The organism is Xanthomonas sp. AC360 (genome assembly GCF_979258225.1).
This window is the reverse complement of sequence record NZ_OZ409846.1, coordinates 2883403-2895473: the sequence shown is the minus strand read 5'-3', so window position 1 is coordinate 2895473 and position 12071 is coordinate 2883403. Positions and strand designations below refer to the sequence as shown.

The following is a 12071-nucleotide window of genomic DNA, read 5'->3' as shown; positions in this document are numbered from 1 at the left end:
ACTTCGCGCTGCACTTACGTACTGCAAGCACACAGCGCAGGTTGCTGTGCAGCGCCCGATCCGCAACTCGGGGCGAGACGGTTACTACTTCGGCGCGCGCGTCCGTGCCTGTAGCGTGGCCTGTACCTGCCGGCCATCCTGCAAGATAAATACCACCGGCAACTGTGCGCCCTCCTTCAGCGGCGCCTGCGCCTGCATCAGCATCAGGTGCAACCCGCCTGGCGCCAGCGTCACCACCGCGCCAGGCAACAACAACAGCTCCGGCACGGCACGCATGCGGCTGACCCCATCGGTCTGCAGGGTCTGGTGCAGCGACACCTCGCCAAAGGCGGCGCTCTTGATCCCGGTCATCCGCACTGCATGCGGGCAGTCGTTGTGAAAGCTGCCAAATCCTGCCGCCATGCCCATGCCACTCGGCGGCGGAATCCGCACCCAACCGTCCTTAAAGGTCGGCATGCATTGCGCAGATGCGCCTGCACTGACCAGTAGCGCCACTGCGCCAATGACGCTGCGCCGCACGCGCCGCCCGCTGTCACTGCCGTCTATCATGACCCGACCTCCAGGAGCCCCGAATGAGCATCCAGATCTTAGACCACGGCCGAATTCGTGAAATCCGTCTGGCGCGCCCGCCGGTCAATGCACTGGATACCGCGCTCTGCCAAGCACTGAGCGCGGCCGTGCAGCAGCTGGACGCCACGGTCGACGGCGTGGTGCTATCGGGCAGCGCACGCATTTTTTCCGGTGGCATGGATGTACCCCACCTGCTGTCGCATGGCACCGACCGCGCTGCATTGCTGGCCAGCTGGACCGCCTTCTTCGATGCAGCGCAAGCACTGGCCAACTGCCCGGTGCCGGTGGTCGCGGCAATCGGCGGCCATGCGCCGGCCGGTGGCTGCGTGCTGGCGCTGTGCTGCGACTACCGGGTGATGGCGCGCAGCGCCGATACCGCCCGGCCGTACACCATCGGCCTGAACGAAGTGCAAGTGGGGTTGGCGGCGCCAGAAGGTATCCAGCGGCTGCTGCGCCGCGTGGTCGGTGCGCATCGTGCCGAACGCTTGCTGATTTCCGGGCAATTGCTGCCCGCCGAACAGGCCGCCCAGATCGGATTGGTGGACGAGCTGGTCGACGGCGAACTGGTCACCGCGCGCGCAGTGGCGTGGCTGCAGGAGCTGCAACAGTTGCCGCGTCAGCCAATGCTGGCCACGCGTGCGGTGGCAAGGGCGGATTTGCGCGCGGCGCTGGCGCCGGAGCTGATCCAGCTGGAGCGCTTCGTCGACGGCTGGTACGCGCCCGATGCGCAGGCCGCGTTGCGTGGCTTGGTCGAACGCCTACAAAAGGCCTGAACGGTGGTACGCAGGCGGCCCGCTATAATCGTGGTCCGTCGCACGCCCAGGCCAGCCCCTTGTCCGCCACCGCCGAACCCGTCGTCTCCGAACTGATCAGCCTGTTGTCGCTGGAGCGCCTGGAAGACAATCTGTTTCGCGGCCAGAGCCGCGACATCGGCACCAAGTACGTGTTCGGCGGACAGGTGCTGGGCCAGGCCCTGTCAGCCGCGCAGGCCACGGTGGAAAACGGCCGCCAGGCGCATTCGCTGCATGCCTATTTTCTGCGTGCTGGCAATATCGACCACCCGATCGTCTACGACGTCGACCGCACCCGCGATGGCGGCAGTTTCTCAGTCCGCCGGGTTACTGCGATCCAGCACGGCAAGGTGATCTTTTTCTGCGCGGCCTCGTTTCAGGAACACGAAGACGGTGCAGAGCATCAATCGGTGATGCCGGTGGTGCCGCCGCCGGAAGACATCGAACCGGCCGCACCGCTTGCGCCGGAGGTGCTGGCGAACCTGCCGGCCAAGGTGCAGCGCTGGCTCTCGCGCGGTGGCCCGTTCGAATTTCGCCACGTATTTCCGCGTGACGAACTCAAGCCGCCCAAGCGACCACCATTTCAGCAGATGTGGCTGCGTCTGAACGACCCGATCGGCGACGATGTCGGCCTGCACCAGGTACTGCTGGCCTACGCCTCGGATTTTCAGTTGCTGGGCACCTCCACGTTTCCGCACGGCATCAGTTATTACATGCCGAATGTGCAGATGGCCTCGCTCGACCATGCGCTGTGGTTTCACCGACCCTTCCGCACCGACGACTGGTTGCTGTACTCGTTGGATAGCCCCACCGCGCAAGGCTCACGCGGCCTGGCACGTGGGCAGTTCTTCACCCGCGATGGCGTGCTGGTCGCCAGCACCACGCAGGAAGGCCTGATCCGCGTAGTGCCCGAGGGCAGCGCGATTGCCGTGCCGGCCAAGGGCTAGGCGTAAATGGGTGGCGCTACCGTGTCGCGGACTCATCAATCGACGGCGCAGATGGCGGGCATGCGGCCGGTTCGTCGCGCAGCACGCAAGCTGTTACGACGACGCGCCGGCCTGCTCACCGGCGCGCGTGCGGCTACTTAGTTGCAGCCATCACCCACATCTTTCTTTTCATCTTGAACCGGCGCAGCAGTGGCGCCATTTGTTCGGGACCCAACGGCGGTTTCCACCAGCATGCGCAAGATCTTCAGCAGTCAACGTATCGAAACCGCCGAGGGCGTGGCCAATCTACTGCGCAACGCCGGCATCGATGTGCGCATGAGCAATGGCCGCTCGTATGAGAGCAAGCGCACCGGGCAGTTCAGCTATCTCGAGCAAGGCAACGCGCAGGCGTATCCCACCGTGTGGATCGTGCACGCCGACGACCAGCCGCGCGCGCGCGACCTGCTGCGCGATGCACGCCTGCTCGACACCACCCGCCGCGATCTGCCGAACGTGGAATACACCTTCCGCGAAGGCGAAAACGGATCGAGCTCCAGCGCGCGCAGTTGGGCCTGGCGTATCCGTCTGGTGCTGTTGCTGGTGATCGGTGCGGTGGCCATGTTTGTGGTGATGCGCCATCGCAGCACACCGGCGCCGGTCGCCCCAGCAACACAGCCCGCATCGCAATCGGCACCGGACGCAACGCCGCCAGCGGAGGACGACGAAATGCGGGTGCGGATTCAGCCGGCACGCTGAGCGCTTCTGCGCTGTGGTGGCGTGGTTTGGGCTAGCAGGGTCAAGCCCTGGCGCCGTGATCGTCAGCAACGTCGCAGTGATACTGGCGATCCTGCATCACTCCATCAAGCTGGGGATGCTATGAGGCGCGCCCACACAAGGATCGATCTGCGTGCCAGTCGCGCGCGCATGGCAGATCGTCGGGATGCGCGCAGTACGCGTGTTAGCTGCCTAACAACGCACACACAAAAAACGGCCTCCTGCTTACGCGGGAGGCCGTCTGTCGATCGGCGCCTTGTTAACTGTTGCGAATGAGCAACCGCCATGACGGCGGTGTCATCCCACCACTGCACTACTCAACCAATTGCACTCCACCTAAGAGCAGCTCACAGAACTACCGTGCTTACTGCCAAGCGCGCGCGGCCGGCGCTCGGAATCGGCACGTACCACCCGTACGCTCCGGTTCCTGCGGGCCGTCCGCGCCCACCTGACGACTGCTCGCTACGTTTTGTTTGCCGCTCTCAATGCTCAGTTACCCGCGGCAGGCTTGGCAGGCATCGGACGCTTGCCGTGATCGCCACGGTCGCCGTGCTCACCCGGGCCACGCGGACCATGCTCGCCGCGCATCTTGGATGCGGCGTCGAACTCGGCCTTGCTCAGCTTGCCGTCCTTGTCGGTGTCGGCCTTGGCAAACCACGCATCGCGATGCTGCTGCATGCGCAGCTCACGGTCGGCGCGATCGACAAAGCCGTCCTTGTTGACGTCCATCTGATCGAAGCGCGCGGCAAACTTCGGGTCGGCCTTGGCTTCCTCGCGACTGATGCGGCCGTCCTTGTTGGTGTCGAGTTTAGCCATCCAGTCGCCACGTCCCTCGCGACCCGGACCGCGATGCCGCGGGCGCTCATCGCGTGAAAGCTTGCCATCCTTGTTGGTGTCCAGCGTGTCGAACTGCGCGGCCAGCTTGGGGTCGGCGGCGGCTTCGCTACGATCGATGACGCCATCGTTATTGCTGTCGAGCTTGCCAGGACGCGGCGCATCGCCGGTAGCAGGCGGAGTGGCGGCGAACACGACGCCGGTGGACAGCGCAGCCAGCACGGCCAGGGCGAGGAAAGGTTTGCGAGACGTCATGAGAAACTCCTGATTGTGGGAACCACACGCGGCACCTGCATGGGCCGCATCGCGTGGGTGGCGCATCCGGAGAGGCCGTGCGCTGCCACCAACACCCACATCAACGAGCCATCGGCGCACACGTTGACGCGCACACCTGGCGTATTCATCCGGCGGACAGTCGCCGCTGTTGCGACGCACAGGCGCTATCCTGCGCGCATGGCCATCCACGCCGACACCCACGACGACCTGCGCCTGTTCCAGACCGGCGAGCATGCCTGCGGCTACTGGCCCGAGCGTCGTGCGCGCGATCTGGTGCTGGACCCGCATGACCCGCGCCTGGGCACGATCTATCCGCAGGCATTGGCATGGGGGTTTCGTCGCTCCGGCGACCTGGTGTACCGGCCGCATTGCGAACGCTGCCGCGCGTGCGTGCCGGTGCGCATTGCAGTGGATGCGTTTCGACCCGATCGCAGTCAACGCCGTTGCCTTGCGCGCAATCAGGATCTGGTCGTGCGCGTGGTCGCAGCCGAACGCACCGACGAGCAACTCGCCCTGTATCGCCAGTACCTCAAATCCCGGCATCCCGGTGGCGGCATGGACGAACATGGCGGCACCGAATTCGATCAGTTCCTGATCGGCGGCTGGTCGCATGGGCGGTTTCTGGAGATTCGCGAACCGGCGGTGGCGCATGCACCGGGGCGGCTGCTCGCCGTTGCGGTCACCGACGTCACCGAGCATGCGTTGTCTGCGGTCTACACGTTCTACGCGCCGGAGGCGGCCGCGCGCGGCCTGGGCACTTTCGCGATCCTGCAGCAGATTCAATGGGCTCAGCGCGAGCGACGCGCGCATGTGTATCTGGGCTACTGGATCGACGGCCATGCAAAGATGAATTACAAGCGTCGTTTCAGCGCACTGGAAGCCTACGACGGCCGTCAGTGGCGCGGATTACCCGCGACCGCATCGGCGCCGTGAATCGCAGCGCGCGACATCGGCCTGTCGCATCCAGCATGCGAGAATCGCGCGATGATCAGACCTCTTTTGTTGCTTGCGCTGACCGCGCTCTGCGCTGCCTGTACCCATCGCACCCCGGCATCGGCCGCTACCTCCGATAGCGCCACCGGCGACCCTGTGCCGACACAGCTGCGCATCGCCACCTACAACACCTCGCTGTACTCCGACGAGGCCGGCGGCCTGGTGCGCGAACTGCAGGGCGACAGCGCGCATGCACGCAAGATCGCTGCGGTACTGCAGCGCGTACGTCCGGATCTGGTGTTGCTCAACGAATTCGATTTCGACCCGGACCACCGCGCTGCCGATCTGTTCCAGCAGCGCTACCTGCAGGTCGCCCAGCCAGGCGGCGGCGAGCCGTTGCGTTATCCGTATCGGTATCTGGCACCGGTCAATACCGGCGTGCCGAGCGGCCTGGATCTGGACAGCAACGGTACCGTCGGTGGCGATGGCCGCTCGCGTGGCAACGATGCCTGGGGCTATGGGCTGCATCCTGGTCAGTACGGGATGCTGGTGCTGTCGCGGTATCCGATCGATGCGCAGTCTGTGCGCAGTTTTCAATTGCTGAAATGGAGCGCGCTGCCGGGCGCATTGCGGCCGCTGGATCCGGGCACCGGGCGTTCGTTCTATAGCGACGCGATCTGGTCGCAGCTGCGCCTGTCGTCAAAATCGCATTGGGACGTGCCGGTGCGCACGCCGCTCGGTGTCGTGCATGCGCTGGTGTCGCACCCGACGCCACCGGTGTTCGATGGCGCGGAAAAGCGCAACGCCGCACGCAACCACGACGAGCTCGCGCTGTGGCGTGCGTACCTGGACAACGCCGCCGACAGCAAGCGCTGGCTGTGCGATGACAAGGGGATCTGCGGCGGCTTGGCGGCCGATGCGCACTTCGTGATCCTGGGCGATCTGAACAACGATCCGATCGATGGCGCCGGCCGCCACGACGCGATCCGCGCACTGGTCAATCATCCGAGCGTGCTGCAATACCCCACCCCGCGCAGCGACGGCGGCCCGGAAAAGACCGCCGAATACGCCGCGCAAGGCATCGTGCACACCGGCGACCCGCACCAAGTCACCGGCGACTTTGGACCGCAAGCCGGCACCATGCGCCTGGACTACGTGCTGCCATCGCACCAGTTCACCCTGATCGGCAGCGGCATCTTCTGGCCGGCCAGCACCGCCCCGGAAGCAACGATTGCCGATGGCAGCGACCATCATGCGGTGTGGGTGGATGTTGGTTTGTAGCCGGGATTAGCGATTAGGGAGTTGGGATTGGTAACGTCGGGTTCTGGAATCTGCCGTACTTCCCAAGCCTGCGATGACAGGTCCATGGACGCAGGCATCGCTTGCGCTGGCCTTGTAGAGAGCTGACGACAGCTGCACTTCGGCGAGTGACTGCTCGCACAGCTTGCCATCGCTGTTGATGGCAAGCGCGTCGACACATGCTTGCAGCTGGCGTTCTGAAAGAAGTGCAGCACCAAGCTGCACTCTTTCAAGCAAGCAAAGCGCTGCTCAGTCTTTCAACTGAATCGTCAACGCCGCAGCCGCCACACGCGCTTTCTCGCGTGCTGCATCAATGCTGTCAGCACGCGCCAACGTGACGCCGACACGGCGGTGGCCGTCGACGCGCGGTTTGCCGAACAGGCGAAGCGCGGTGTCCGGGTCGCGCAATGCATCGGCAACGTTGTCGAACACCGGCACGCCATTGCCGTGCGCAAGCAGCGCGCAGGACGCCGACGGGCCGCTCTGACGGATGACGCCGCCGTTTTCAGCACCGACCGGCAGGCCGAGGATCGCGCGGGCGTGCAGCGCGAATTCGCTCAATTCCTGCGACACCAGCGTTACCAGCCCGGTGTCGTGCGGACGCGGCGAGACTTCGCTGAACCATACCTCGTCGCCCTTGACGAACAACTCCACCCCGAACAAGCCCCAGCCGCCCAGATCGTCGGTGATGGCTTTCGCAATCTCCTGCGAGCGCTGCAAGGCGGCAGCCGACATCGGTTGCGGCTGCCAGCTTTCGCGGTAGTCGCCATCCTGCTGCCAGTGGCCGATCGGGTCGCAGTACGAGGTGCCGCCCGCGTGCCGCACGGTCAGCAAGGTGATCTCGTAATCGAAATCGATGAAGCCTTCGACGATGCAACGCCCGGCGCCGGCACGTCCACCGGTCTGCGCGTAGTCCCATGCCGCATCGATGTCGGCCTCGCTGCGCAAGGTGCTCTGGCCTTTGCCCGAGGACGACATCACCGGCTTGACCACGCACGGCAGGCCCACCGCGGCGATCGCATCGCGGTACTCGGCGGCAGTGTCGACAAAGCGATACGGCGAGGTCGGCAGGCCCAGGGTTTCGGCAGCCAGGCGGCGGATGCCTTCGCGGTCCATGGTGAGGCGCGCGGCGCGCGCGGTGGGAATCACGCGCTGGCCCTGATCGCGCTCCAGCGCCACCAGGGTTTCGGTATGGATGGCTTCGATCTCCGGCACGATCAGGTGCGGCTGCTCGGCGGCGATCAGCGCGCGCAGCGCGGCAGGATCGAGCATGTCCAGCACGTGCGAGCGGTGCGCCACCTGCATCGCCGGTGCATTGGCATAGCGATCGGCCGCGATCACTTCCACCCCGAAGCGCTGCAGTTCGATCGCTACTTCCTTACCCAGTTCGCCCGACCCCAGCAGCAGCACCCGGGTGGCGGAAGGCGATAACGGCGTGCCGAGAGTAGTCATGAGCGCGGGTCCAGATCGGAAGGGGGCGGCCATTCTAACTGGGCCTTCCGCTCAAACGCTGCCCGCGAATCTTGCATCACTTGATATCACTTTGATATCTTTATTCCAAACTCAAGGACATCCGCTCATGAAAGAGAAGCCGATCAACTCATTGCCTGGCATCCCCGTCATCATCGCCGTCGGTGCGGCGTTCGCAGCCAGCGCCTGGATGCTGCTTACCGTGGCGGCCTCGGCCGAGGCGATTCCGCTCGCGTTGATCGCCACCATCGTGGTGGTTGCCGTCGGCATCTTTTTTCTGGCCGGGCTGTACACCCTGGAACCCAACCAGGCCGCCGTGCTCAGCCTGTTCGGCAAGTACGTGGGCACGGTCAAGGACCCTGGCCTGCGGTGGAACAGCCCCTTTTATGCCAAGCGCCGGGTCAGCCAGCGTGTGCGCAATTTTGAAAGCGGCCGGCTCAAGGTCAACGAACTGGATGGCAGCCCGATCGAAATTGCTGCCGTGATCGTGTGGCAGGTCATGGATGCATCGGAAGCGGTGTACAACGTCGACGACTACGAAAGCTTCGTGCATATCCAGTCCGAAGCGGCGCTGCGCGCCATGGCTACCAGCTATCCCTACGATCAGCACGAAGATGGTCAGATTTCGTTGCGCAGCCATCCGGCCGAAATCAGCGAACAGCTCAAGCGCCATCTCGACGAGCGCCTGACCCAGGCCGGCGTGGATGTGATCGAAGCGCGCATCAGCCATCTCGCCTATGCACCGGAAATCGCGCAAGCCATGCTGCAGCGCCAGCAAGCCAATGCAGTGATCGCCGCACGCACGCGTATCGTGGCAGGCGCCGTGGGCATGGTGGAGATGGCACTGGCCGAGTTGCAGAAAAACGGCGTGGTGCAGCTGGACGAAGAGCGCAAGGCGCATATGGTCAGCAACCTGCTCACCGTGTTGTGTTCTGATCGCGGCACCCAACCGGTGGTCAACGCCGGCTCGCTCTATTGAGGTGAAACAATGAATGTCATGGTGCCGTTGGTGGTCGCTCTGTCCGGTTTGCCCGCGCTGGCGATCGCCGCCTCCATCGGTGCGGACGACGACGACCGCGCACGCGGTCTGGGCCTGCGCTGGGCGCTGATCAGCCTGGTGATCCTGATCGGCGCTGCCTGCCTGTACTGGGCCGGCGACAACCGCGCCGGTATCTATGCGGTGGTGATCGGCATGATCATCGGCGTCAACGTATTGATCGTCTCGATGGTCATGCACCTGCGCCGTTACAGCGGCCGCGGTGAGCGCGAGTGAGCGAAAAGAAGGCCTATCCGCTGCGCATCAACGCCGATGTACTGGCTGCTGTGCAGCGCTGGTCCGATGACGAACTACGCAGCCTCAATGCGCAGATCGAATACGTGCTGCGCGACGCACTACGCAAGGCAGGGCGCTTGCCGAAGCCGCAGGGCGACAAGGAGCCGCAGACATGAGCAGGCGCTGCAACGGGCGAAGCGTCGCCGCATCGCTGTCATGTCTCCACGCCGTCAACGGCGATGACGTCCAGGTCGCGGCGGCCCTACCAAACAACCCCGGCATGCTCGCTGTCAGGCGCCCACACGTATCGCCAAGCGTCACGCCACAGGTGACGATCAAGGACGCCCGATGACGACGCGATCCGGTCAACGCCACGGCGGCGTTGCACAGCACACGGCACACACCGGTCACCGCCAGCCACCGCATCGGCGCGAGTACCCCGTCGCTCCGGTCGCGCCCTGCGGGCTTGCGCTGTGGCTGTGGCTTCCGTTGCTGGCTGTCGCGTGCGTGATCGTCGTGGTACATGCGGACAATGTCCGTCATGGGCATCCTGCCGCCCTGTACACCCACCTGGCATTGCTGCTGGCAATCGCAGTGAGCTGCACCGCCGCGCATGCGCGACGCGGTATCCGGCTGCAGGACGATCGCTTGATCGTGCGCTCGACACTGTTCACCAAGCAAGTGTCCGTCGACCAGATGCGGCTGGACACCGCGCGCGTGGTCGATCTGGCCGAGCACCCTGCCTTCAAGCCAGGCCGAAAGTCGTTGGGCTTTGGCTATCCGGGTTTCCATTCCGGGTACTACCGCAGCAGACAGGCAGGCCCGGGGTTCTATCTGATCACCCAATCGGCCCGAGTGCTGACCCTCCCACTCAAGGACGGCAGCGTAGTCGTGCTCAGTCCCGAACAGCCGCGCCAGCTGCTGCAGGATCTACAGCAACTGGCCGCGCAACGCGCTTAGCCCTACCCTGTCGCGATGCGCCCAAGACTGTCCCTGCTGCTCAACACCACCGCCATCGAACTGGTGCCGGCCGCGATCATGCGCGCGCGCAGCAATGCCGATGCGCGCGTACTGGCGCAGGCCGACTGGCTACTGCGGCGCAAACGCGATGGGCGCTATCTGGCCGCGCAGCTGCCGCACGGGCTGATGCCGCTGGTGCCGCGACTGGCGCACGAACCTGGTCTGGACGAGGCACTGGACCGGCTGCAGAGCGCCACTGCGCGTTCCAGCCAAGGCCACGCGGGCGTCCTGGCGGTCGACGGCTTGCAACATCGCCTCACACAGCTCGGGCTTGTTGCAGATGACTATGTAGAACAGACCGGCCTGCGCCTGATCGCCGAACCGGCAACGTTGCAGCTCGCCGGGCGCGATCGCTTCGGCCGGCCGCTCTGGCTCAGCGCAGGTGCCGTGCGTGCGTGGCATCAGATGCGTGCGGCTGCGCTGCGTGCGGACATCGTGCTCGATGCGATCTCCGGCTACCGCAGCCACGATTACCAACTGGGCATCTTCGAACGCAAGTTCGCACGCGGGCTGACGCTGGACCAGATTCTAGCGGTCAATGCCGCACCGGGCTTCAGCGAACATCACAGCGGCGATGCACTCGATATCGGCACTCCGGGCGAACCACCGGCCGAGGAATCGTTCGAGGCCACCACCGCGTTTGCGTGGCTGCGCAGTCACGCGCCGCACTTCGGCTACCGCCTGAGTTATCCGCGCGACAACCCGCACGGCATAGTCTACGAACCCTGGCATTGGCGTTGGCACGCGGGCTGATGCCTGCCGCAATCCGGCGCGCACCGAGCGCGTCTATTCCTGCGAGCGCGGGGTCGGCACTTTCGCCGCGACGCTGAAGTCGGCGATCTTCCATAGATAAAACGCGGCGTAAGTGCGGTATGGGCCCCAGCGTTGCCCGCGCTCGGCAAGTTCCTTCGGCGTGGGCATCTGCGCTTGTTTGTCTACGCGCTGGGCGCCCTTGCGCACACCCAGGTCGTCGATGGGCAGCAGGTCCGGGCGGCCCAGGCGGAACATCAGCATCATTTCCACCGTCCAGCGGCCGATGCCACGCACCGGCACCAGTGCTTCGACGATGGCGTCGTCTTCCATGAAGGCGAGCCTGCGTAACGAGGGGATTTCTCCATCCAGCTCGCGCCGCGCCAAATCGCGCAATGCCAGCGCCTTATTGCCAGAGACGCCGCAGGCGCACAGCGCCGCATCGTCCACGCGCCCCAGGGTGTCGGCGTGCAGACGGCTCGATCCGATCGCCACCTCCACCCGCGCCACGATCGTGGATGCGGCCTTGCCGCTGAGTTGCTGAAACAAGATGGCACGCGCCAACGCGTCCACCGGGTCGAACGGTTTGCGCCAACCTGGCTGCGGAGCGATGGGGCCGATGCGCTTCATCCACGCGCCCAACGCACGGTCGCGCCGGCTCAACTGCGCGAACGCCGCCTCTACATCGAATCCGCGGGTATGCCGTGGCATCTCAGCGCCTCAACGCGCCGATCGCCAACACCACCCAGCCCAGCATCAGGCCGACCCCGCCGATCGGTGCAAGGTTGGTCGGCCAGTGCAGCAAGGCGCCGCCAACCAGGCTACCGGCAAACAGCAACGTGCCGAGCAACAACAGATACAACCCGACGCGCGCGAGCGCACGCGTTTCGGTGGCGCCCAGCACGACCAGCACGGCGCCGTGCCCGAATGCGTACAGCGATGCCAACTGCAAGCGCGACTGCACCAGCGCGTCGGTCACGCCGTGCGAGGCATAGGCCGACAGCCCCACCGCGATGGCGGCCAGCAAGCCGCCGCAAAAGGCCAGCAACGAGGGATGTTTCTTGCGACGTTCGATTAAAGACATGCGGGCAGTTTCCGTTGCGGCGCCGTGGCGCAAAAAAAACGCGCCGCAAGACTGCGGCGCGTTTTCGTCTG

General features: G+C 65.1%; 15 protein-coding genes and 1 other RNA gene. 11 read left to right on the top strand and 5 right to left on the bottom strand.

What is annotated here, in order from left to right:
- Positions 1–84 precede the first annotated feature (84 nt).
- Entirely contained in the window at positions 85–549 is a 465-nt protein-coding gene (locus ACZZ0O_RS12515; RefSeq protein ID WP_463590909.1) for a copper chaperone PCu(A)C, read from the bottom strand.
- A gap of 23 nt (positions 550–572) precedes the next feature.
- On the opposite strand from ACZZ0O_RS12515, the gene ACZZ0O_RS12510 reads away from it, so the two are divergent.
- The 4 genes from ACZZ0O_RS12510 (at position 573) to ACZZ0O_RS12495 (ending at position 3539) form a co-directional block, all read left to right on the top strand.
- Positions 573–1343 (top strand): enoyl-CoA hydratase/isomerase family protein, encoded by a 771-nt coding sequence (locus tag ACZZ0O_RS12510; protein WP_115527321.1) that lies wholly within the window; start codon positions 573–575, stop codon positions 1341–1343.
- A gap of 59 nt (positions 1344–1402) precedes the next feature.
- Positions 1403–2308, top strand: a complete 906-nt coding sequence (gene tesB, locus ACZZ0O_RS12505; protein WP_463590908.1) for an acyl-CoA thioesterase II — start codon at positions 1403–1405, stop codon at positions 2306–2308.
- A 231-nt stretch (positions 2309–2539) separates the two neighbouring features.
- Positions 2540–3043 (top strand): putative signal transducing protein, encoded by a 504-nt coding sequence (locus ACZZ0O_RS12500; RefSeq protein WP_055845563.1) that lies wholly within the window; start codon positions 2540–2542, stop codon positions 3041–3043.
- A 420-nt stretch (positions 3044–3463) separates the two neighbouring features.
- A non-coding RNA gene (locus ACZZ0O_RS12495) (sX9 sRNA) lies at positions 3464–3539 on the top strand.
- 11 nt (positions 3540–3550) lie between these two features.
- Here ACZZ0O_RS12495 and ACZZ0O_RS12490 read toward each other — a convergent pair.
- A complete protein-coding gene (locus ACZZ0O_RS12490; protein ID WP_463590907.1) occupies positions 3551–4150 on the bottom strand; it encodes an EF-hand domain-containing protein in 600 nt (199 codons plus the stop codon).
- A 39-nt stretch (positions 4151–4189) separates the two neighbouring features.
- Between ACZZ0O_RS12490 and ACZZ0O_RS12485 the strand changes: the two genes are divergently transcribed.
- Complete coding sequence (locus ACZZ0O_RS12485) at positions 4190–5104, top strand: arginyltransferase (protein ID WP_115527318.1); 915 nt, start codon at positions 4190–4192, stop codon at positions 5102–5104.
- A 51-nt stretch (positions 5105–5155) separates the two neighbouring features.
- Positions 5156–6385: an endonuclease/exonuclease/phosphatase family protein gene (locus ACZZ0O_RS12480; protein WP_463590906.1), complete on the top strand. Its 1230-nt coding sequence runs from the start codon at positions 5156–5158 to the stop codon at positions 6383–6385.
- Between the two features lie 267 nt (positions 6386–6652).
- Here the strand turns inward: ACZZ0O_RS12480 and purT are convergent, their stop codons facing one another.
- A complete protein-coding gene (gene purT / locus ACZZ0O_RS12475; RefSeq protein WP_115559490.1) occupies positions 6653–7855 on the bottom strand; it encodes a formate-dependent phosphoribosylglycinamide formyltransferase in 1203 nt (400 codons plus the stop codon).
- Positions 7856–7982: 127 nt separating this feature from the next.
- On the opposite strand from purT, the gene ACZZ0O_RS12470 reads away from it, so the two are divergent.
- The 5 genes from ACZZ0O_RS12470 (at position 7983) to ACZZ0O_RS12450 (ending at position 10919) form a co-directional block, all read left to right on the top strand.
- Positions 7983–8852 carry an SPFH domain-containing protein gene (locus tag ACZZ0O_RS12470; protein WP_115527315.1) on the top strand — a complete coding sequence of 290 codons (870 nt, stop codon included), beginning with the start codon at positions 7983–7985 and terminating at the stop codon, positions 8850–8852.
- Between the two features lie 9 nt (positions 8853–8861).
- Positions 8862–9146: a hypothetical protein gene (locus ACZZ0O_RS12465; RefSeq protein ID WP_055845579.1), complete on the top strand. Its 285-nt coding sequence runs from the start codon at positions 8862–8864 to the stop codon at positions 9144–9146.
- Complete coding sequence (locus ACZZ0O_RS12460; protein ID WP_055845582.1) at positions 9143–9322, top strand: type II toxin-antitoxin system antitoxin; 180 nt, start codon at positions 9143–9145, stop codon at positions 9320–9322. Before ACZZ0O_RS12465 ends, ACZZ0O_RS12460 begins: the two co-directional genes overlap by 4 nt.
- A 172-nt stretch (positions 9323–9494) precedes the next feature.
- A complete protein-coding gene (locus ACZZ0O_RS12455) occupies positions 9495–10106 on the top strand; it encodes a PH domain-containing protein (protein ID WP_463590905.1) in 612 nt (203 codons plus the stop codon).
- Between the two features lie 15 nt (positions 10107–10121).
- Entirely contained in the window at positions 10122–10919 is a 798-nt protein-coding gene (locus tag ACZZ0O_RS12450) for a M15 family metallopeptidase (protein WP_463590904.1), read from the top strand.
- Positions 10920–10952: 33 nt separating this feature from the next.
- On the opposite strand, the gene ACZZ0O_RS12445 is transcribed toward ACZZ0O_RS12450, so the two are convergent.
- Positions 10953–11627, bottom strand: coding sequence for a DNA-3-methyladenine glycosylase family protein (locus ACZZ0O_RS12445; RefSeq protein WP_463590903.1), 675 nt, complete (start codon positions 11625–11627; stop codon positions 10953–10955).
- Position 11628: 1 nt separating this feature from the next.
- Positions 11629–12000, bottom strand: a complete 372-nt coding sequence (locus ACZZ0O_RS12440; RefSeq protein WP_463590902.1) for a DUF423 domain-containing protein — start codon at positions 11998–12000, stop codon at positions 11629–11631.
- Positions 12001–12071: the final 71 nt, after the last annotated feature.